Annotated in this window: 22 protein-coding genes and 1 riboswitch; of the genes, 10 read left to right on the forward strand and 12 right to left on the reverse strand. The window is 59.8% G+C overall.

The annotated features are described in order from the left end of the window. The 5 genes from FHT86_RS24000 to FHT86_RS24020 all read right to left on the reverse strand — a co-directional run bounded on the left by FHT86_RS24000 (window position 1) and on the right by FHT86_RS24020 (window position 4,792). On the reverse strand, window positions 1–1,557 hold the full coding sequence (locus FHT86_RS24000; protein WP_133709152.1) for an NADH-quinone oxidoreductase subunit NuoF: 1,557 nt from the start codon (window positions 1,555–1,557) through the stop codon (window positions 1–3). Then, window positions 1,554–2,033, reverse strand: coding sequence for a formate dehydrogenase subunit gamma (locus tag FHT86_RS24005; RefSeq protein WP_133709151.1), 480 nt, complete (start codon window positions 2,031–2,033; stop codon window positions 1,554–1,556). The genes FHT86_RS24000 and FHT86_RS24005 overlap by 4 nt, the downstream gene beginning before the upstream one ends. Window positions 2,034–2,150: 117 nt before the next feature. Further along, window positions 2,151–3,047 carry a LysR family transcriptional regulator gene (locus tag FHT86_RS24010; protein WP_133709150.1) on the reverse strand — a complete coding sequence of 299 codons (897 nt, stop codon included), beginning with the start codon at window positions 3,045–3,047 and terminating at the stop codon, window positions 2,151–2,153. 138 nt (window positions 3,048–3,185) lie between these two features. After that, window positions 3,186–3,629, reverse strand: coding sequence for an SRPBCC family protein (locus FHT86_RS24015; protein WP_133709149.1), 444 nt, complete (start codon window positions 3,627–3,629; stop codon window positions 3,186–3,188). Between the two features lie 269 nt (window positions 3,630–3,898). Then, window positions 3,899–4,792 (reverse strand): LysR family transcriptional regulator, encoded by an 894-nt coding sequence (locus tag FHT86_RS24020; protein WP_133709148.1) that lies wholly within the window; start codon window positions 4,790–4,792, stop codon window positions 3,899–3,901. 190 nt (window positions 4,793–4,982) lie between these two features. Between FHT86_RS24020 and FHT86_RS24025 the strand changes: the two genes are divergently transcribed. Beyond that, complete coding sequence (locus FHT86_RS24025; RefSeq protein ID WP_133709284.1) at window positions 4,983–6,284, forward strand: MFS transporter; 1,302 nt, start codon at window positions 4,983–4,985, stop codon at window positions 6,282–6,284. 79 nt (window positions 6,285–6,363) lie between these two features. Here FHT86_RS24025 and FHT86_RS24030 read toward each other — a convergent pair whose 3' ends face one another. The 3 genes from FHT86_RS24030 to FHT86_RS24040 form a co-directional block, all read right to left on the reverse strand. Beyond that, entirely contained in the window at window positions 6,364–6,564 is a 201-nt protein-coding gene (locus FHT86_RS24030) for a hypothetical protein (RefSeq protein WP_133709147.1), read from the reverse strand. Window positions 6,565–6,796: 232 nt separating this feature from the next. Beyond that, the gene (locus tag FHT86_RS24035; RefSeq protein ID WP_133709146.1) at window positions 6,797–7,681 is read right to left on the reverse strand and encodes a GyrI-like domain-containing protein; all 885 of its coding nucleotides are present in this window, start codon (window positions 7,679–7,681) and stop codon (window positions 6,797–6,799) included. A gap of 152 nt (window positions 7,682–7,833) precedes the next feature. After that, window positions 7,834–8,295 (reverse strand): MarR family winged helix-turn-helix transcriptional regulator, encoded by a 462-nt coding sequence (locus tag FHT86_RS24040; protein WP_133709145.1) that lies wholly within the window; start codon window positions 8,293–8,295, stop codon window positions 7,834–7,836. Between the two features lie 127 nt (window positions 8,296–8,422). Between FHT86_RS24040 and FHT86_RS24045 the strand changes: the two genes are divergently transcribed. After that, window positions 8,423–8,800, forward strand: coding sequence for a nuclear transport factor 2 family protein (locus FHT86_RS24045; protein ID WP_133709144.1), 378 nt, complete (start codon window positions 8,423–8,425; stop codon window positions 8,798–8,800). Between the two features lie 364 nt (window positions 8,801–9,164). Here the strand turns inward: FHT86_RS24045 and FHT86_RS24050 are convergent, their stop codons facing one another. The 3 genes from FHT86_RS24050 to FHT86_RS24060 form a co-directional block, all read right to left on the reverse strand. Further along, window positions 9,165–9,482, reverse strand: a complete 318-nt coding sequence (locus tag FHT86_RS24050; protein ID WP_133709143.1) for a hypothetical protein — start codon at window positions 9,480–9,482, stop codon at window positions 9,165–9,167. A 329-nt stretch (window positions 9,483–9,811) separates the two neighbouring features. Then, window positions 9,812–10,150, reverse strand: a complete 339-nt coding sequence (locus FHT86_RS24055; RefSeq protein ID WP_133709142.1) for an ArsR/SmtB family transcription factor — start codon at window positions 10,148–10,150, stop codon at window positions 9,812–9,814. A gap of 102 nt (window positions 10,151–10,252) precedes the next feature. Further along, window positions 10,253–11,023, reverse strand: coding sequence for an SDR family NAD(P)-dependent oxidoreductase (locus tag FHT86_RS24060; RefSeq protein WP_133709141.1), 771 nt, complete (start codon window positions 11,021–11,023; stop codon window positions 10,253–10,255). A 98-nt stretch (window positions 11,024–11,121) separates the two neighbouring features. Between FHT86_RS24060 and FHT86_RS24065 the strand changes: the two genes are divergently transcribed. The 3 genes from FHT86_RS24065 to FHT86_RS24075 all read left to right on the forward strand — a co-directional run bounded on the left by FHT86_RS24065 (window position 11,122) and on the right by FHT86_RS24075 (window position 14,625). Next, window positions 11,122–11,895 carry a DeoR/GlpR family DNA-binding transcription regulator gene (locus tag FHT86_RS24065; protein WP_133709140.1) on the forward strand — a complete coding sequence of 258 codons (774 nt, stop codon included), beginning with the start codon at window positions 11,122–11,124 and terminating at the stop codon, window positions 11,893–11,895. A 118-nt stretch (window positions 11,896–12,013) separates the two neighbouring features. Continuing rightward, window positions 12,014–13,525, forward strand: coding sequence for a glycerol-3-phosphate dehydrogenase (glpD, locus tag FHT86_RS24070; protein ID WP_133709139.1), 1,512 nt, complete (start codon window positions 12,014–12,016; stop codon window positions 13,523–13,525). 122 nt (window positions 13,526–13,647) lie between these two features. Beyond that, window positions 13,648–14,625: a squalene cyclase gene (locus FHT86_RS24075; protein ID WP_133709138.1), complete on the forward strand. Its 978-nt coding sequence runs from the start codon at window positions 13,648–13,650 to the stop codon at window positions 14,623–14,625. A 12-nt stretch (window positions 14,626–14,637) separates the two neighbouring features. Here the strand turns inward: FHT86_RS24075 and soxR are convergent, their stop codons facing one another. Beyond that, the gene (soxR, locus tag FHT86_RS24080; protein WP_133709137.1) at window positions 14,638–15,096 is read right to left on the reverse strand and encodes a redox-sensitive transcriptional activator SoxR; all 459 of its coding nucleotides are present in this window, start codon (window positions 15,094–15,096) and stop codon (window positions 14,638–14,640) included. Between the two features lie 74 nt (window positions 15,097–15,170). On the opposite strand from soxR, the gene FHT86_RS24085 reads away from it, so the two are divergent. The 5 genes from FHT86_RS24085 (at window position 15,171) to FHT86_RS24105 (ending at window position 19,254) form a co-directional block, all read left to right on the forward strand. After that, window positions 15,171–15,746: an NADPH-dependent FMN reductase gene (locus tag FHT86_RS24085; protein WP_133709136.1), complete on the forward strand. Its 576-nt coding sequence runs from the start codon at window positions 15,171–15,173 to the stop codon at window positions 15,744–15,746. Window positions 15,747–15,906: 160 nt separating this feature from the next. Further along, a riboswitch (TPP riboswitch) is annotated at window positions 15,907–16,021 on the forward strand. Next, window positions 16,012–16,620: a YkoF family thiamine/hydroxymethylpyrimidine-binding protein gene (locus tag FHT86_RS24090; RefSeq protein ID WP_133709135.1), complete on the forward strand. Its 609-nt coding sequence runs from the start codon at window positions 16,012–16,014 to the stop codon at window positions 16,618–16,620. It overlaps the preceding riboswitch by 10 nt. 16 nt (window positions 16,621–16,636) lie before the next feature. Then, window positions 16,637–17,443, forward strand: coding sequence for an ABC transporter permease (locus FHT86_RS24095; RefSeq protein ID WP_133709134.1), 807 nt, complete (start codon window positions 16,637–16,639; stop codon window positions 17,441–17,443). A 26-nt stretch (window positions 17,444–17,469) separates the two neighbouring features. Continuing rightward, on the forward strand, window positions 17,470–18,225 hold the full coding sequence (locus tag FHT86_RS24100) for an ABC transporter ATP-binding protein (RefSeq protein WP_183868915.1): 756 nt from the start codon (window positions 17,470–17,472) through the stop codon (window positions 18,223–18,225). Between the two features lie 12 nt (window positions 18,226–18,237). Next, the gene (locus FHT86_RS24105; RefSeq protein ID WP_183868901.1) at window positions 18,238–19,254 is read left to right on the forward strand and encodes an ABC transporter substrate-binding protein; all 1,017 of its coding nucleotides are present in this window, start codon (window positions 18,238–18,240) and stop codon (window positions 19,252–19,254) included. The last annotated feature ends 62 nt before the right edge of the window (window positions 19,255–19,316 follow it).

Here is a 19,316-nt window from a genome sequence, read left to right on the forward strand (position 1 = left end):
TTACTCCGCCGCTTCAATCAGGGGGACCGGAGAGAAATCCTCCGGGAAATGCGTCATCGCGCTCATGACCGGATAGGGCGTGAAACCGCCCAAAGCGCAGAGCGAGCCGAATTTCATCGTGTTGCAGAGATCGGCAAGCAGCGCCCGGTTCTTTTCCGGCTCGATGCCGCGTGCGATCTTGTCTGCCGTTTCGACGCCGCGGATCGAGCCAATACGGCAGGGCGTGCACTTGCCGCAGCTTTCCACCGCGCAGAATTCCATGGCGAAACGCGCCTGCTTCAACATGTCGGCGGTATCGTCGAAGACGACGATGCCGGCATGACCGATCAGCCCATCCTTCGCCGCAAAGGCTTCATAGTCGAAAGGCGTGTCGAAGAGCTCACGTGGGAAATAGGCTCCCAGCGGCCCGCCGACTTGCACGGCCTTCACCGGACGGCCGCTCCTCGTGCCGCCGCCGATCTTGTCGACGATATCGCCGAGCGACAGGCCGAAGGCCGTTTCATAGAGGCCGCCGTGTTTGACGTTGCCCGCGATCTGGAGGGGAATGGTGCCGCGCGAACGGCCCATGCCGAAATCGCGGTAGAAGGTCGCGCCCTTGTCCATGATCACGGGGACGGACGCGAGCGAAATGACGTTGTTGATGACGGTCGGACAGTTGAAGAGGCCCTTATGCGCCGGCAGCGGCGGCTTCGCACGCACGACGCCGCGCTTGCCTTCGAGGCTGTTGAGCAGCGCGGTTTCCTCACCGCAGACATAGGCGCCAGCACCGGTCCGCACTTCCATGTCGAAGGATTTGCCTGAGCCGAGAACGGAAGGGCCGAGAATGCCGGCCTTGCGTGCTATTTCGACCGCTTCCGTCATCACGGCGATCGCATGCGGATATTCCGAGCGCGTATAGACGAAGCCCTTGGTCGCGCCGGTTGCCAGACCGGCAATCGCCATGCCCTCGATCAAAACGAAGGGATCACCCTCCATGATCATGCGGTCGGCGAAGGTGCCGCTATCGCCCTCGTCGGCATTGCAGACGATGTATTTGCGCTCACCCGGCGCGTCAAGCACCGTCTTCCATTTGATGCCTGTCGGAAAGCCGGCGCCACCGCGACCGCGCAGGCCGGAGTCGGTAACTTCTTTCACGATGTCTGCCGCAGCCATATCGGCAGCGCGGCGCAGCCCCTTGAGACCGCCATGGGCTTCGTAGTCTTCCAGCGAAAGAGGATCGGTGATGCCGCAGCGGGCGAAGGTGAGACGGGTCTGTTCCTTGAGGAATGGGAGGTTTTCAACCTCCCCAAGACAGAGCGTATGATCGCCGCCGGTGATCAGCCCGGCATCGAATAGCATAGAAACGTCGTTAGCCTTCACCGGCCCGTAGCCAATACGCTTGCCGTCGACTTCGACCTCGACCAACGGCTCCAGCCAGAACATGCCGCGCGAGCCGTTGCGCACGATCTGCGCATCGAGGCCTCGGTTGGCGAGCTCCTGTGCGATAGCCTTGGCCACTTTCTCGGCGCCGAGAGAAAGAGCGGCTGCATCGCGGGGGATGTAAATCTTCACCGTCATCGGCGCGCCTCCATCACGAGCTCTTCGGCGGCCTCGTTGTCCAGACGGCCATGGAGCTCGCCGTCCAGCATCGCCGCTGGCGAGCAGGCGCAGAGGCCGAGGCAATAGACCGGCTCCAGCGTCACGCTGCCATCCGGTGTCGTCTGGTGGAAATCGATACCGAGCAGCTGCTTGATGCGATCCGCCAGCGCGTCGCCGCCCATCGACTGACAGGATTCGGCGCGACAGAGCTTCAGGACGTGGCGGCCGGCGGGATGATCGCGATAATCATGGTAGAAGGTCATGACGCCGTGCACTTCGGCGCGCGACAGGTTCAAGGCTTTGGCGATCAGTGGCAGCGTATCCTGCGGCACGTACCCGAATTCCTCCTGGATCCCATGCAGGATCGGCAGGAGCGGACCTTCCATGGACTTCATGCTGTCGATGATGACGCCGGCGCGGGCCGCGATCTCGCCCGAACCAAGATGCAAACTCATAAGCAGCCTCCCAGGCTTCTCCTCCGCAAACACGCGTCGATGCATGCTCACAGAGGAAAAATCGCAGGGAAGAACCGGGGGATCAATAAGGCAGTCCCGTCGCCCGATAGAAAATTTCTATCGACCCTTGCCGCCTTCCGCGAGCAATCGCGCTTCGTGCAACAAAGCCGATACAAGCGGCGTAAATGGTTCACGGTGCGTGGCCACCAGGCCGACGAGATGCTCGGCATCCGGCTCGGTGATCGGGATCTTGTGAATATCGGCGGGAAAGCCGAAGGAATCGGCGACATTCTTCGGCATGATGCTCGCCCAGCGCCCGGTCAGGACATGAGAGAACAACACGATCATCGAATTGGATTCTAGCGTCGGCTCCACCGTGGCGCCGGCTTCGGCGAGATGCCGGTTGATGATCCGGCGATTCTGCATGTCGGCGGTCAATAGACAAAGCCGAAGATCGCCTACTTCCTTCCAAGTCACACTAGTGCGTTCAGCCAGCGGACTGCCGGCCGCCGTGATCAGATGATAGCGCTCGGCATAAAGCGGTACGCTGGTGACACGGCCAAGCGGCTCGTTTTCCAGATAGGTGATGCCGGCATCGATCTCGAGATTTTCAAGCAGGCTCAGCACCTGCAGCGAATTGCGCGAGGTGATGGAGAAGGTGACGTCAGGATGCCGCTCCTGAAACGGCGCGGTGATCTTCGGTATCATGGCAAGCGCCGTCGGGATGGCGGCGATCCGGATATGCCCGGCAAGCCCCTTGCGCGCCGCCCGCATTTCCTCGCGCATGGTCCTGGTATCGCCGACGATGCGCCGCGCCCATTCCAGCACGCGCTGACCCTCCGGCGTCAGCCCCTGAAAGCGCGAGCCGCGACTGACGAGAATGACGCCGAGCTGATCCTCCAATTGCCTTATCGCTGCCGACAATGTCGGCTGCGTCACCCCGCATTCTTCGGCAGCACGGCCGAAATGCTTCTGGTTGGCAAGCGCGATGAAGAATTCCAGCTTGTCGATCATTCAACTCTCCCAAATGAGACAGTTAAATGGGCCGGGGCATGAGCGCAACATTGGAAAAACAGCACACCCATCCAACATCGGATCGCGAGTATCGTCAACGCGATCCGATCCCGACCGCCTTTGTTTAATCTTGATGCGCTATTCGTTGATCTCCGGCTCGACAAGCCTTGCCAAGTTTCGCAGCGACTCCTGCCATCCGAGATAGCAAGCCTCGGGTGGAATGACGTCCGGCACACCTGACTGCGTTATATACAGCTCGGTCCCCACGGAAACTTTCTTCAACGTCACAGTGACTTCCATTTCGCCAGGCAGGTTGGGGTCGTCGAACTTGTCCGTGTAACGTAGGCGTTCGCCTGGAACGAGTTCGACATATTCGCCACCAAAGGCGTGGCTTTTGCGCGTTGTAAAATTGCGGAAGGACATTCTGAACTTGCCGCCGACTGTCGCTTCCAAGTGATGCACTGTACAGGCAAAGCCGTTGGGGGGAAGCCACTTGGCGAGCGCGTCCGCTTCGACGAACGCGCGATATACCTTCTCTGGGCTGGTTGCCAGAACGCGGTGCAAGCGTATGGTGTTCGGCATAGTCGTGATCCTTTTGAATTGGCGGAATAGACAACTCTAAGGACGAAAGAGGCTTTGCCAAGCCGACACCGGTTCGATTAAAAATTTCCCGGACTTCCCGCCGCACGATTTTGACCGAGATCGAGCCTCGGCGGAAAATCATACTCATCCGCTCTGTGCCATACTCGGACGATATGGAAAGCGCCGTACCGCTCGATACGGCCAGCGTTCAGACAGCAGCGGATATCTTTTGGGAATCGCACGGGGTTTCCACCGTATAAGTGGTCGGTCTATGACTTGAATGCATCGAAGATCAATGCCCGCAGCCATCGATGCGCAGGGTCTGCGTCCATACGAGGATGCCACGTTTGCGCGATAACGAAGACAGGGGTGGCCACGGGCAGTTCAAACATTTCGATCTGCCGCACAGCACCCGCCTGGCAATACGAACGCGGTACCAAGCCAACAAGATCGGTTGCGGCCGCGACGGCCATAACTGCCGGATAGCTCGCCACCACGAGGTTGACTCTCCGCGAAAGACCAAGTTCGGCAAGAGCTTCATCGACGGGGCCCTTGAAATGTCCTCGCCTGGAGGAGATGACATGTCCGCACTCCGCGTATCGCTCGGGGGTTATATGCTCCGCCTTCAAAAGAGGATGCCCAGCCCGCGCCACGCCGACAAAGGAGTCTTCGAACAGTGTTTGGCCACGCAGCTCCGCGCCATCGCCGGAAATGACCCCAATGTCTAGGTCAATCGTCGCATCTCTCAGCGGCTGAATTTCCTTGTTTGGCTTGGGCGCGAAACGCAGCCGCACACCAGGCGCAGCGTTCGCGACGGCGACGCTTAGACGCGCAGCATGCAAAAGCACGAATGCTTCGTTGGCACGGATCGTGAAATCGCGCTGCAACTCGCGAATTTCCACCACTGCCGGTGGGCCTAGCACGGTCTGGACAGCCGCGGTCAGCAAACGCACTTGATCCCCTATCGCTTCCGCATGCGGTGTCGCAACCATCGCACGGCCGGCCGGAACCAGAATGGGATCGCTTAACGCAGTCCGTAGCCTCGACAGCGTCCGGCTCATGGCGGACGTACTTAGTCCGAGCTTTCGCGCAGCAGCCGATACGCTTTGCTCACGAAGCAAAGCGTCCAAGGCTACCAGCAGGTTCAAGTCTATATCGGGCATAGGTAGGGTTTAACGAAGCGAGGCGTTTAACGCAACGGTCAGTTTCCCATGTTGCGTCTGGTGCAAATCTTGGGTCCGAGATATCCATGGCGCAAACGAACGACCAAGGTGAGCCCCAATGTCCGTAACATCCCTCGCAGTCCCTGCCTCCGACGGCCTCCCCTATCCGCGACGATACCTGGCAGTCGGCGTGCTTCTTGTGACGCTCGTTCTTGTCGTGTTGGACGGCGCCATTGCCAATGTCGCGCTGCCATCGATCGCGGCCTCGCTTGGTGCCGACGCCAGCGACACTGTCTGGGTCGTATCCAGTTACCAGCTTGCTGTGCTTGTCGCTCTCCTGCCCTGCGGTGCGCTGGGTGAAATTCACGGGCCTCGACGTGTCTTCCTGATGGGCGTCGCTCTCTTCACGGCGGCTTCTGCCGCGTGTGCCTTCGCTGAAAATCTTCCCGTCCTGGTCGCGGCGCGATTTGCGCAGGGATTGGGCGCCGGCGCGATCATGGCACTGGGAATAATGAACCTGCGCTTTGCAGTGCCGCAGCGGCTGTTGGGGACCATCATCGGCATCAACGCAATGGTCATTGCGATTTCTTCGGCCGCAGGGCCAGGTGTTGCCGGGGCAATCCTCTCCGTCGCCAGTTGGCCTTGGTTGTTTGCCGTCAACATACCGCTTGGCGCAATCGTGCTGTTGTGTGGCGGTCTTCTCGGCCACTTGCAAGGTGTCAAGCGGCAACTGAACGCAGCGGCACTGCTGGCCAACACGCTGATGTTCATTTTGTTCTTCTCTGGCGCAGACCGGATAGCCAGTGCGCCGATCAGCGGCTCCGTTCTGATTGGCGCTTCTATTCTGTCCCTCCTCGCGCTGCTGCGGCTTGAACGCAAGAACACTGCGCCCATCGTCCCAACGGACCTTTTGGCCGATCCTGCCTTTCGGGTTGCCGTCATCGCGTCCATCGCGTGCTTTACGGGCCAGATGCTGGGCTATGTCGCGCTGCCGTTCTACCTTCAGCATACCCTGCACATGACCCCGGCTTTGGCGGGGCTTTACATGATGCCTTGGCCCGCCGCGGTGATTGTCGTGGCCCCGATTTCAGGACGGTTGGCCGGTCGCGTCAAGACGGCGTGGCTCTGCGCCTCCGGAGGCGCGCTGCTGGCCACAGGTCTCCTCATAGCGGGCCTATGCCCGTCCGATTCAAGAGGAATTGCATTTCTGGTCGGTACGGTTATCGCCGGTGTCGGGTTCGGTCTCTTCCAGACCCCTAATAACCGCGTTCTCCTTCTCACCGCACCGAAGGCGCGCAGCGGCGCAGCGGGAGCTATGCAAGGCACGGCACGCCTTCTTGGACAAACCTTTGGTGCCATTTCCATGTCGATCATTTTCGAAACCATGCCGGAGACAAGCGCGCCTAGCTTCGCGCTTGTTTTGGCCGGCATCTGCGCGGCGGTCTCTAGCTGCGTCAGCTTCAGCCGCGCGCGCTATGAGACGGTCGGATAAAGATCGTTGTATTCGTAGGTTCACGATCCAAGGACTGCTTCGGACCAAAAACCGGCGGCTGCGCCTCTCCGGAAACTCTTTAGAGACCCGCCTCGCTACCCGCAGATGGACGTTCAATGAGAACGCGAGGCATGAGCGCTATTGCACCCTCTTCGGCAGAGGCTGCATTTCTTGCGCGGGCCGTTTTTTCGAGAAGCTTGGCAAATTCGCTCAACGACACGCGGTCGGCACGGAGCATCTGCCGGATCATCGGATCTCGCAGAACTTCCGAAATCGTCATTTCACTATCCTGCACGGCCTATCCTCCTTTTATCTTATAAAGGAGTATTAGCGTACCTGCATAACACTGTCGTGTCGGGGAGTTGACGATACGATGATGAATTGAAGGCTAAAACGAGGCGTCGGAATATTCGGGTCTTATCTAGGCCGTGAACCCAGATAGACCGAGATTGGGTGGATCGCGGCCTGTCGGCTTCTTGCGATCGGAAGAGACAGGCCGCCGTCAGAGGGCGCTATTTCAGCGGCAAAAACAGTTCCACGACGACATCATGAACCGGCACGTTCGGGAAGAACGAAAAATGTCGCTGGCAATAGATCGGGAAGTCACGCGCTTCCTCGCCGCTGGCCGGAAGCCAATCCCGATAAAGGTAGAGTGCAGCGGGCTCCAGATTGTGGGTATCGTGAACGACGCGCAGAACCGCGCAGCGTCCGCCGGGGATCACCCCAGCCTTCATCACCTCGTCATCGACGTCGATCGGCCGGTCGGTTCCCACGCACAGGTCCATGCTGTAATCGGCCGGGACCGCGGGTGTCCTCTCCGAACGGAAGATGTTGAAGGTCGCACTCGTCTCGGGCGATAGGCCGGCGGCCTTGCGCCAGGCGATGAACCGCTCGATGGTGGCGCCGAGCGTCGCCCGGTCGCCCCGATGTTCCAGGATCGCCACCGGCGTCGGCGGCACATCGCGGATCGTCACGTCATCGCTTGCATAGGTAATCTGCATGAGTTTGCTCCTGGCGTTGTTGAGAGGCCCGAAGGCCGCAAGCCACGGCGCCCAGTCGGGCGACTTCCGGAACGACGAAGGTGATTGCCCGAACCGTTGCCGAAAGGCGCGGGCGAAAGCATCCGGTGCGTCGTAACCGGCATCCATCGCTATATCCGTGACGCTTTGGGCATCCCTGTCGGCCAGCCTGTATGAAGCGCGCTTCATGCGGGCGAGTTGGATATAGCGATGCACGGACAGACCGAAGGTCGCCGTGAACTGCCGGTGGAAATGATATTTCGAGTAGGCTGCGACGCTGCTCAGCGCATCCAGGTCCAGATCGTCATCCAGATGCCGGTCTATGTGATCCAGCACCCGCTGCATCCGGGCATGGTAGTTTTGAAGCGCCGCCTTCATCGTTCTGTCCTCCGTGGCCGCACCAGCTAAGCGCATGCAGACATGACGCGCTCGACCGATCTTGCGGTTTTCTCACGGGTCACAGAATGTCGCCAACGACACCTTTCGGCTCGAGACGGACATCGCCGCGGCATGCTTCGTCGTCACAAAACTCATGAACCGGGTAACGAAGACTCTGCACTCGCAATTTGATCCAGATTTTCGATCAGTCGCATAAGAAAATGGACAAGTTGTGCCGCTTCCGCATCCGTGAACCCGATCAATGCCTCCCTATTCCCTTGGAACAAGGTCTCAATTGCCTCAGGCATGCGTTCCTGTGCAGCCTTCGTAAGCACGATGCGGCTGCTTCGACCGTCAGCCGGGTCGCGTGTCCGCTGTATCGAGCCGTCCCTCTCCATGCGAGCGAGCATTTGCGCCATCGGCGGTTGCTCTACCCTGGCAAAGCGGGCGAGATCACGCTGCGTGCTTGCATTACCATTTTGCAGCGCGACCAGTACAGGCAAGTGGCCAACACCGAAGCCCAGCGGTTTAAGGCGTGACTCGCTAAGGCGGGCGAACCCCCGCGCCGCAAGACTGATGAGATGGCCCGGTGTAGAAAGCACGTCTTCGTCCATTCCGCTTACCCCTTGCCTGCGCTCGATTACAAGATATATATGCACGTATATATCTAGATGCATGGCATTAGACAATGTCGCTTCGATGCCGCCCAGCTAATCTTTCAGTCTATGTTGAGGAAACGATATGTCGGAAACTGACGTCGAAATGATCAAGCGCATCTATCACAGCTTCAACGCAAGAGACATCGACGATGTACTCGCCGTGCTTTCCGATGATGTTGCTTGGGCCAACGGTATGGAAGGTGGCCACGTTCATGGTCGTGAGGCTGTGCGAGACTATTGGACACGCCAGTGGGCTGTCGTTAGTCCACACGTTGAACCGGTGACATTTGAAAAAACGGAAGATGGTGCCGTAGCTGTCGAGGTGATCCAGTCAGTATTTGACCTCAATGGTCGGCCTCTAGACGGGCAAACCCATGGCCTGAAGGACAAGACCGTGACGCATATCTTCCGCATGGAAGGCGATAAGATTGTTCGCTTCGATATCCAGGATGCCCTGTAAGCATTGTCCTGAACTATGCCTGGATGGCCGCTCCTGGTGCAAAGTTACCGGCAGAAAATGTGGCGCAGACCAAACGATTGTCGCAAACGACACATCATCGTACAGCATCGCACGATTTGGCTGAGATCCGTCCGTCAAATCGGAAAAGGCCCGGATGAGGACACCGAGCCTTTCACGCGATCCAAATGTCGGATCTCTTCAGACGACAGGGAACATCTAGTCCCGTGCATTCTGCCGGCACACGCGGCGACTTCGAAAGCGAGAACGACAGGAACATTTACTCGTGCCGTGACAGGGCAAATGATCCGCCGATATCGTGTCGCTCGGGAAGTCCACTCAAGAACGTGTGCTTCGGCCAGTCACCTCAGTGGTGATTTTTATTCGGTCCTTTTCCAGTGACGGGGGTGCAGGTCCTGACCTTGCAGTTCGGATCGTCGCTGGTTGGAACGGTGGCACTTGCCATCGCCCCTTGCCCAGCGCATGTCATCGAATTCGAGACATACCGATTGTACATCATCAAATTTGGATAGAGGTGCGACGGATATTGCAGCACCACTGAGCCATGTTGGGCCATCTTGTCATGAACGGATGAACAGGTAAGCGATTGGGAGTCGTACCTGGGCATTGCCACCGCGTTTGTGGAAAACAGTCCAATTGCCGCGAGTAAAATGATCTTCTTCATGGGGTTTCCTTTATTCAGCCCTCCGACATCGCTGTCGAAGACACCCCACCATTAAGGCCTCCGTGACATTGCCTTTGTGACAGTAAGGCTTACTTACTATCTGTCCTCGTGAAATGACTGTTCGAATTTCAGAATAAACGCAAAGGGCAGTCGACGGCGGCATAATTGATGCAGCAAGTCGGCAGATGACGGCCCCGCCAGCCCGGTATGAGCTCGTGCCGTGATCCATAAAGTCGACAGGATATCCCTGACTGGCAAAGTCCCGGGCGAAACTGAGGTCCCGTTTGTAAAAGGATGTCAGCTACTGGCCAACACGCCGGCAAAGACGATCAGCAGCCAGCCTTGCAGAAGACCTCCTGCAACGAATTGACCACGCTGCAGATTTCGGAACTGGCGACGGCATAGTAGACGAGCCGGCCCTCACGACGCGTATCGACCAGCTTTTCCAGCCGCAACCGCGCCAGATGCTGGGAAACCACCGCTTGTTGCAGACCGAGAAGCCCCTCGATCTCCGTCACGGTCTTTTCGCGCTTGGCCAGCATGAAGAGAATGATCAGCCGCGTCTCGTGCGACAGAGCTTTCAACAAGATGCTAGCCCTTTGAGCCTTCGCAGTCAGTTCCTCAACATTATGCTCGGCAGCACCGCTAGGCGGTGGAGACAGCGACATATGATAGCCTCGGCGATAAACTCACATAGAGATATGCGTATAATATTATGAATCCAGAAGCTGGTTCAAAAAGTCGCAGAACACCAAAAAAGGTCCGATTTGTCAGCAGATAAGCTGTCCGCCGTTGATCTCGAGCACCTGTCCGGTGATGTAGCCGGAGAGCGTAGGCGCGGCGAGGAAGAGATACGCAGGCGCGCAATCTTCCGATGTGCCCAGACGCTGTAGCGGGATGGAGCGGCGAGTCTGTTCAAGCTTTTCCTTCGACGAGTAACGCTCGTGGAAATCGGTGGCGATAGTCCCGGGCGACACGCAATTCACCCGGATACCGTCCGGTGCCAGCTCGCGCGCCAAAGCCTTCGAATAGGTGGCGACGAAAGCTTTTGAGGCGGAATAGATCGCCGATCCCGGACTGCCGCCGGTCAAAGCCGAGATCGAAACCGTGTTGACGATCGCGGCCTGACCCGCCACCCGAAGCATAGGCAACAGCGCCCTCGTCACCTCGACGACGGAGGTCTGGTTGAGCTGGACGATCCGGTCATACTGCTCGTCGGTCAATTCGCCGGCCGGAAAGCGACCGAGCATGGTACCGGCATTGTTGACCAACACATCGATGCGGTCGAACACATCAGCGGCGGCGAGGGCAAAATCCCTCGTGCCGTTTTCGCTCGTGAAATCACCGGGAACGAGAAAGGCGCGGCGATCGAGCTCGGCCTCCATCAGAAAATCGGGCAGCTCGCGGCCGGCGTCGCGACCGACATGAACGAGAACGCGTGCGCTGCAATCGAGAAACTGCCGCGCCACCTCCAACCCGATGCCGCGGCTGGCGCCGGTGACCACGACATTGCGATTTTCGAATAGCTTCGGATGAAACACGATGACCTCCCCAAATCGCAGAATCCGCGCGCCGGCAATTGCGGAATTTTCACTTTATCATATGATGACGAAAAAACGAAAGAAAGGGAGCGTCGACAATGTTCCTATCCGGACGCCAGACGGAGATTCTGGAAATCGCCAAAGCTGAGGGGCGCGTGCTGGTGGAGGAACTGGCGCTTCGCTTTTCGGTAACGCCGCAAACCATCCGCAAGGACCTGAACGATCTCTGCGACGGTCGCGTTCTATCGCGCGTGCACGGAGGCGCGATCTTTCCGGGCGGTACGGAAAACGTCAAATACGAGGCGCGCCGCTCCATCGCCGCCCCCGAAAAGCAGGCGATCGGCCGCGCCGCCGCGGGCCTCATTCCCAATAATACCTCCCTTTTCATCAATATCGGCACGACGACAGAAGCCGTAGGCGAGGCTCTGCTTGGCCACCACGAACTGATGGTCATCACCAATAACATCAACGTTGCCAATAAGTTACGCATCTTCCCATCGATCGAGGTCGTCATCGCCGGCGGCGTCGTGCGCGGCTCGGACGGCGGCATCGTCGGAGAAGCAGCGGTCGATTTCATCAGGCAATTCAAAGTGGACTACGCGGTCATCGGCACCTCGGCCGTCGACGCCGATGGCGCGCTTCTGGATTTCGATTTCCGCGAAGTGAAAGTGGCGCAGGCAATCATTGCCAATGCTCGCCACGTCATCCTGGTGGCCGACAGCACCAAGTTCGAACGCACCGCCCCGGTGCGCATCGGCCATCTCTCGCAAGTCCATACATTCGTCACCGACGAGTGTCGCGTCGAGTCCGTTCGCGCCGCAGCGGCGGAACACGGCGTTCGTCTGGTGGAAACCTCGCGCCGGCAGAATTGATCATCTCATCGCTTTCGTCACGAAACGTTCGTTTGACATTCGTATTGATTTCGTTTTAGATGAATTAATTTTCGGATTTTCCATTTCCCCAAAATGGCAGACCTTTTCGGAGGGGCGCGTGAGCGAGCAGATTTACGACATTTTCGTTATCGGCGGCGGCATCAATGGCTGCGGCATCGCCCGTGACGCGACCGGACGCGGCTACAAGGTCGCGCTCGCGGAAATGAATGATTTCGCCTCCGGCACATCTTCCGGCGCTACCAAGCTCATCCATGGCGGCCTTCGCTATCTCGAACATTACGAATTCCGCCTCGTGCGCGAATCGCTGATGGAACGCGAAGTGCTCTGGGCGATGGCGCCGCACATCATCTGGCCGCTGCGTTTCGTCCTGCCTTATCACAAGGGCGGCATCCGCCCGGCCTGGCTCATACGCCTCGGCCTCCTGCTCTATGATCACCTCGGCGGCCGCAAGCTATTGCCCCCGACGGCGACGCTGAACATGAAAACCGATCCAGCGGGGAAACCGCTGAAGGCGCTGTTTACCAAGGCTTTCGAATATTCCGACGGCTGGGTGGACGACGCGCGCATGGTCGTGCTCAACGCCCGCGATGCGGCCGATCGCGGCGCCACCATCATGCCGCGGACCAAGGTGATTTCCGCGCGCCGCGAGGGCGCCATCTGGGCGATCGAAACACAGGACACCGTCACCGGCGAGAGGCGCGCCTTTCAGTCGCGTATGCTGGTCAATGCCGCTGGACCCTGGGTCGACCATGTTCTGTCCGACGCCTTCGGCAAGAACCAGGTGCACAATGTCCGCCTGGTGCAGGGCAGCCATATCATCGTCCGTAAGAAGTTCGACGACCCGCGCGCCTATTTCTTCCAGAATCCGGATAACCGCATCATCTTCGCCATCCCCTATGAGCAGGATTTCACCCTGATCGGCACGACTGACCGGGACTACAAGGACGACCCGAAGGATGTGAAGATTTCCGACGAGGAAACCACCTATCTCTGCAACGCTGCCAGCGAATATTTCAAGGAGCCGGTCCGGCGCGAGGATATCGTCTGGACCTATTCCGCCGTGCGTCCGCTCTATGATGACGGCGCCTCCAAGGCGCAGGAAGCGACGCGCGATTATGTGCTGAAGGTCGAAGGCATAGAGGGGCAGGCGCCGCTGCTCAATGTCTTTGGCGGCAAGCTCACCACCTATCGCCGGCTGAGCGAACATGCGCTGGAAAAGATCGGCGAGGTCATCGGCCTCAAGGGCACGCCGTGGACAGCCAAGAGCTCCCTCCCAGGCGGCGACTTCCCGGTTCGCGGCTATGAGGCGGAAGTCGCCAAGCTGAAGGCGCGTTATCCCTTCCTCGCCGATCCGCATGCCCGACGGCTAGTGCGCCGTTACGGCACTCGCGCCGCGACGATCCTCGGAGAGGCGAAAACCACGGCGGATCTCGGCCGCAGCTTCGGCAGCGATCTCTACGAGGCGGAAGTCCGCTATCTCATGGCACATGAATGGGCCTATACCGCCGCCGACGTCCTTTGGCGCCGTTCGAAGAAAGGTCTTTATCTCTCGAAAGACGAAGCCGCCGCGCTGGATGACTACATGGCCGGCACGCGGGTTCACGCTTGAGCAAGCGTTTCGGGAGCTTAGCACTACGGTTCGGATCCCCCGCGGGTGCATGACACTGGCGTGGTCCGACGGAAGCGTCTAAAAAGACAGCCATTAACCTGATCGCTCATAGGCTTGCCCGCATGACTGACTCTGGTGCGGTGATCAACTGGCTTCTCGACTCTGATCCATCGATCCGATGGCAGGTGATGCGCGACCTGCTCGACGCCCCGGAATCGGAGTGGATGGCGGAGCGGGCCAAAGTGGAAACCGAGGGCTGGGGAGCCAGACTTCTCTCTTGTCAGGACGCGGACGGGCAATGGGCAGGCGGCGCCTTCTTGCCGGGTGATTTCGACCCTCGCGAGTGGCAGGAACGCGGTCAGCCTTGGACGGCCACGACCTTCTCGTTGTCGCAGCTCCGAGAGTTTGGTCTCGATCCATTGTCGGATCGGGCAAAACGAACTGTCGAATTGATCGGCGCAAACTCACGGTGGGATGAAGGCGGCCAGCCCTACTGGGAGGGCGAAGTCGAAGAGTGCATCAACGGGCGAACCGTTGCCGATGGCGCCTATTTCGGGATCGACGTCTCGCCCATAGTTCGCAGGCTGGTAGGCGAACGCCTCGATGACGGCGGCTGGAACTGTGAGAGAGCCAATGGCTCGGTCCGTTCGTCCTTCGCCAGCACGATCAACGTGCTGGAGGGGCTCCTGGAATACGAGAGGGCCACCGGGGGCACGCCTGCATCCCGTGAGGCGCGCAGATCAGGCGAAGAATATCTCCTGGAGCGCAACCTCTTTCGCCGTCTCGGCACCGGTGAGCCTGCGGACGAGCGATTTCTGCGCTTCGTGCATCCCAACCGTTGGCGCTACGACATTTTGCGTGCGCTCGATTATTTCCGCTTCGCCGCAATATTGACCGGCGCTGATCCGGATCCGCGGCTCGGTGAGGCGATCGATCATGTTCGCTCCAGACGCCTCGAGGACGGCACGTGGCCGCTCGAATGGAACCCGACAGGACGAGTGTGGTTCGAGGTCGACGACGGGCAAGGCAAGCCCTCGCGCTGGGTCACATTGCGAGCGATGCGGGTGCTCAGATGGTGGGAGAGTGGTGCGTTCAAATGAACGCATGGCGCCCTAGGGATCGAGCAACCGCGGCCCCTGCCCCTCTTCTGCCAGCACATCCCAGGGATTACGCAGCGGACAGCTTTGGAGCGAGAGACAGCCACAGCCGATGCAGCCGTCGAGCTGATCACGCAGCCCCTGCAACCGCCTGATCCTGTTATCGAGATCATCCTTCCACTGCGCCGAAAGCGCCCGCCAATCGGCGCCCGTCGGCGTGCGGCCTTGCGGCAGCGTATCGAGTGCCGCTTGAATCTCGGCAAGCGGGATGCCGACACGCTGCGCCACCTTGATAACCGCCACCCGGCGCAGGATTTCCCGGGCGTAACGCCGCTGATTGCCGCGGCTACGGTGGCTCTCGATCAGCCCTTTCGCCTCATAGAAATGCAGCGCCGAAACCGCGACGCCGCTGCGCGCTGCCACCTCGCCCACGGTCAGCAATTTGGAAAATTGATCGGATTCGATTTTTCCCATGACGAGCCCTTGACCTCAACATTACTTGAGGTTCTATAGCTCCTGCTCCGAAGCGCGTAAAGCAGGAGCAACGCATGACAGAACCAACCCGGCTGGCAATTCTCTACGGCAGCACCCGCAAGGGCCGACTATGTGACCGCGTGGTCAATTGGGTCGCCCGCGAGCTGGCGAACTATCCGCTGATCGACATCGACATTATCGATCCGCTCGAATTCGGCCTGCCCGTCCTGCACGATAAGGAGCATCCGGCTGTTGCGGCCCTCGCCGAGCGGCTCTCCGAGGCTGATGCCTTCATCGTCGTCACGCCGGAATACAATCATAGCTTCACGGCCTCGCTGAAATTCGTGCTCGACCTTGTCTACGAGCCGTGGCAGGGCAAGCCGGTTGCCTTCGTCTCCTATGGCGGCATTTCCGGAGGGCTTCGCGCCGTCGAACAGTTGCGGCTGGTCTTTGCCGAATTACACACCGTCACGGTCCGCGACACCGTCAGCTTCGCCAACCCCTGGGGCCGGTTCGCCGAAGACGGCTCTCTCGAAAACCCGATCGAAGCGCGGCAATCGCTGGTGCGGATGATGGCGCGGTTGCATTGGTGGAGCGCGGCATTGAAGCCAGCCCGGGCAATGCAACCCTATCGCTCCCTCGCGGCCTAAGCGGCGTTCATCCACGATAACCAACGCCGATTCTCCGTTTCTGGCAGGTACGGAGGACCGCCCGGCGCCCGGGCTTGCATTGCAGGAGCCCGGGCGTCTTTGTGCAGCCGGCACCTGAATTTTTGTCGTTGCGTTGTCAAAAGACCGGTGTTAGCTTCCGCGCCATTCACAGGGGAGCTCCGAAAAGCCGGGGCTGAGATGTGAGGCGACATGCCTCCGGACCCTTCAAAGCTGATCTGGGTAATGCCAGCGGAGCGAGGTTAAAATGTTCTCAGGCGCGCAAGTATCTCTGTATCCTATGTCCGGCAATTTCGCCGGCATCATCCTCGGAGCCATCAAGGGGCTCGACCCCTACCGCGATGCGCTTCGCATCGAAACCGACGATATTTCCACCCTTCTGGTCGGCCCGCCCGATGTGCTGTTCGCAGCGATGCGAGACCTCTTCGTCTTTGCCGCACGATCCGGCGAACATTGCGTGCTCTCGGCCGCCGTCTCGCGCGGCTGCCCGGGCGAACCGGACGATCCGATCTGCGGCATCAATCTCGGGGAGGGTGTAAGAGCACCGCTTGCCGAGCGCATCGATGCGGCGCTCACCGCCGTTGCCACCACGCCGGTCACCGATCAGCCGTCCGCCGCGCAGTTCTCGCTCTATGTCATGGGCACCGGCGACCATATGGACGAGATCTATGGCTGCATCGACTTCCTGAAGCGGTCGGGCACATTCGACAAGGCCAAGAATTTCTCCACCAAGCTGCGGGGCGACGCCGGCGCGATCTTCGCCACCTTGCAGCAAGCCTTCGTCAATTTCGGCCCGCCCGAAGGCCACGTCACCCTGGACATTACAGTATCCGCAAACAGCCCGACCAAAGCCTGATCAGAGCTTATCGGTCATGTCACGACGTCCGTCCGCTTTTGCGCCATCCGCGCTTCCCACTGCCATTATCGGAGCCCTGCCGGCGATTGCCGCTGCCGTCGGTTTCCTCGCCCTTTGGGAACTCTACGCCGACTTCTCCGGCATCCGCCCGTCCATCCTGCCGGCGCCCTCGCGCGTCCTGGCGCAGGGCTGGATCAACCGGCAGGCGCTGATCGACAACACATGGCCGACGCTCAGCACCACGCTTGCGGGCTTCGGCTGCTCGCTCGCCGTCGCTTTCGTCTTCTCCGTGCTGATGGACTTCGCCCGGCCGGTGCGCCGCGCGCTGTTTCCGCTCTTCGTCATCAGCCAGACCTTGCCGCTGGTGGCAATCGCTCCGCTCGTCGTGCTCTGGTTCGGCTTCGGCCTGGTGCCGAAGATCCTGCTAGTCGCCCTCGTCACCTTCTTCCCGATGCTGGTGGCGCTGCTACAGGGCTATGAAGCGACCGACAAGGATATCCACGAGCTGCTGATCTCGATGAAGGCCTCGCGCTGGAGGATATTCTTCCTGGCCCGTTTGCCTTCGGCGCAACCCTATTTCTTCGCGGGCCTGAGGATTGCGATCACCTATGCCGTCGTCGGCGCCATCTTTGCCGAATATGCCGGCGCCGCCAAAGGGCTGGGCATCTACATTCTCAACGCCAAGAACAATTTTCGCCCCGATCTCGTGCTCGCCGCCGTCTTCGTCAGCGCCGGCCTGACGCTCGTACTGTTTGCGATCACAGTTCTGCTCGGCCATCTGGCGATGCCCTGGCGCCATACCGAAAGGCCGACATCGCCATGACCTTACGAGCAATGACCTTGCAGGCAATGACTACGCCCAGATTGGAATTCCGCGGGGTCTCCAAATCCTTCGGCGCAATGACCGTGCTGGACGACATCTCGCTCACCGTCAACGACGGCGAATTCGTCACCATCGTCGGCCCCTCCGGCGCCGGCAAATCCACCATCCTGCGACTCTTGACCGGCACTGAAAAGGCGGGCGGTGGTGACATCTTCTTCGATCGCAAACCGCTTTCAGAAAGTGCCGCCAGCTTCGCCTTCATGCCGCAGCGCGACGCATTGATGCCCTGGAGCAGAATCATCGACAATGCCACGCTCGGTCTTCGCGTCCAGGGCATGGACTGGAAGGCGGCGCAGGCCATCGTCAAACCATTGTTCGAGCCCTTCGGCCTTGCGGGTTTCGAAAATTATTATCCGGCTCAGCTTTCCGGGGGCATGCGTCAGCGCGTCGCCCTGCTGCGCACCGTCGTGCAGAAGCATGACATGCTCCTGCTCGACGAGCCCTTTGGCGCACTCGATGCGCTGACGCGCACGCAGATGCAGGAATGGCTGCAGACCATGTGGGCCGATCACCGCTGGACGGCGATGCTGATCACCCACGATGTCCGCGAGGCTGTTTTCCTCTCCGACCGCATCTATGTGCTCTCGCCCCGTCCGGCGCGGATCATCCGCGAAATCCGCGTGCCGCTGCCGCGCCCGCGAAAGCTCGCCGATCTTGCCGACGCCTCCGTCCGCGATATCGAAGCCGACATTCTCGAAACCCTGCTTCATCGACCCACTTAAAAGGAGATCGCCATGCCGCTTCTGACGCGCCGCCAGGCTCTTGCCCTGACGCTTGCCTCCGCCACCCTGCCGCTCGCCCGTACCGCATTTGCGGCTGCTGAACCGGCTCAGGTCAAGATAGCCCTCGACTGGACGCCGAATACCAATCACATCGGCCTCTTTGTCGCCCAGGCGAAAAACTTCTACAAGGATGCCGGGCTCGATGTGCAGATCCTGCCCTATACCGACACCGATGCCGGCACGCTGGTTGCCAATGGTGTCGCCGATTTCGGCATCACCGGGCCGATCGGGGTCTTCACCCAACGCGCGGCAGGCGCCGACATCAAGAGCGTTTATGCCATCGTGCAGACCGAGACCGGCCGCGTCATCTTCAACGACGGCCGTAAGGACATCCAGCGCCCGAAAGATCTCGACGGCAAGACCTATGGCGGTTTCGGCAGCGCCTGGGAAAACGCCCTGATCTCCGCCATCATCCGCAATGACGGCGGAGAGGGCAAAATCAACACGGTGACGCTCGGCACCTCTGCCTACGAGGCACTTGCCAACGGCTCGGTCGATTTTACGCTTGAGGTCTATACATGGGAGGGCATCGAGGCTCAGCTTGAGAAGAAGGCGCTGCGCCGCTTCCGCTATGCCGATTACGGCGTTCCGGACGAGCAGACGACGTTGATCGCCTCCAGTGACGCCTATATCGCTGAGAATCCCGAGGCAGCCAAAGCTTTCATCCAGGCGACCAAGCGCGGCTTCGACTACTCCATCGACCATCCTGACGAATCCGCAGATCTGTTGATCGCAGGCGCCAATGGTGCGCTCACCAACACCGATCTCGTCAAGGCGTCCCTGAAAGAGCTAATCGCCGGCCATTACCTCAAGACAACAGACGGCAAAAGCGGCGTCATCGATCCCGCCAAGACGCTGGCACTCGGCGATTTCCTGTTCGCCCACGGCATCCTGCTCGACGGCCAGGGCGTGATTCTGAAGGATAAGCCGGATTTCGGCACTTACTACACCAACGCGCTCTTTGGCTGAGCTCACCCATACTTGCCGACACCTTCGCGATGCCCTAACCAAGTGTCGAGGAAGGTGTCTGC

The organism is Rhizobium sp. BK313 (assembly GCF_014193655.1).
Classification (GTDB): domain Bacteria; phylum Pseudomonadota; class Alphaproteobacteria; order Rhizobiales; family Rhizobiaceae; genus Rhizobium.

Bases quoted from the DNA above. Each gene is read 5' to 3' on its own strand.
- FHT86_RS24000 (WP_133709152.1), bottom strand. From the start codon at position 1,557: ATGACGGTGAAGATTTACATCCCCCGCGATGCAGCCGCTCTTTCTCTC.
- FHT86_RS24005 (WP_133709151.1), bottom strand. From the start codon at position 2,033: ATGAGTTTGCATCTTGGTTCGGGCGAGATCGCGGCCCGCGCCGGCGTC.
- FHT86_RS24010 (WP_133709150.1), bottom strand. From the start codon at position 3,047: ATGATCGACAAGCTGGAATTCTTCATCGCGCTTGCCAACCAGAAGCAT.
- FHT86_RS24015 (WP_133709149.1), bottom strand. From the start codon at position 3,629: ATGCCGAACACCATACGCTTGCACCGCGTTCTGGCAACCAGCCCAGAG.
- FHT86_RS24020 (WP_133709148.1), bottom strand. From the start codon at position 4,792: ATGCCCGATATAGACTTGAACCTGCTGGTAGCCTTGGACGCTTTGCTT.
- FHT86_RS24030 (WP_133709147.1), bottom strand. From the start codon at position 6,564: ATGACGATTTCGGAAGTTCTGCGAGATCCGATGATCCGGCAGATGCTC.
- FHT86_RS24035 (WP_133709146.1), bottom strand. From the start codon at position 7,681: ATGAAGGCGGCGCTTCAAAACTACCATGCCCGGATGCAGCGGGTGCTG.
- FHT86_RS24040 (WP_133709145.1), bottom strand. From the start codon at position 8,295: ATGGACGAAGACGTGCTTTCTACACCGGGCCATCTCATCAGTCTTGCG.
- FHT86_RS24045 (WP_133709144.1), top strand. From the start codon at position 8,423: ATGTCGGAAACTGACGTCGAAATGATCAAGCGCATCTATCACAGCTTC.
- FHT86_RS24050 (WP_133709143.1), bottom strand. From the start codon at position 9,482: ATGAAGAAGATCATTTTACTCGCGGCAATTGGACTGTTTTCCACAAAC.
- FHT86_RS24055 (WP_133709142.1), bottom strand. From the start codon at position 10,150: ATGTCGCTGTCTCCACCGCCTAGCGGTGCTGCCGAGCATAATGTTGAG.
- FHT86_RS24065 (WP_133709140.1), top strand. From the start codon at position 11,122: ATGTTCCTATCCGGACGCCAGACGGAGATTCTGGAAATCGCCAAAGCT.
- FHT86_RS24075 (WP_133709138.1), top strand. From the start codon at position 13,648: ATGACTGACTCTGGTGCGGTGATCAACTGGCTTCTCGACTCTGATCCA.
- soxR (WP_133709137.1), bottom strand. From the start codon at position 15,096: ATGGGAAAAATCGAATCCGATCAATTTTCCAAATTGCTGACCGTGGGC.
- FHT86_RS24085 (WP_133709136.1), top strand. From the start codon at position 15,171: ATGACAGAACCAACCCGGCTGGCAATTCTCTACGGCAGCACCCGCAAG.
- FHT86_RS24090 (WP_133709135.1), top strand. From the start codon at position 16,012: ATGTTCTCAGGCGCGCAAGTATCTCTGTATCCTATGTCCGGCAATTTC.
- FHT86_RS24095 (WP_133709134.1), top strand. From the start codon at position 16,637: ATGTCACGACGTCCGTCCGCTTTTGCGCCATCCGCGCTTCCCACTGCC.
- FHT86_RS24100 (WP_183868915.1), top strand. From the start codon at position 17,470: ATGACTACGCCCAGATTGGAATTCCGCGGGGTCTCCAAATCCTTCGGC.
- FHT86_RS24105 (WP_183868901.1), top strand. From the start codon at position 18,238: ATGCCGCTTCTGACGCGCCGCCAGGCTCTTGCCCTGACGCTTGCCTCC.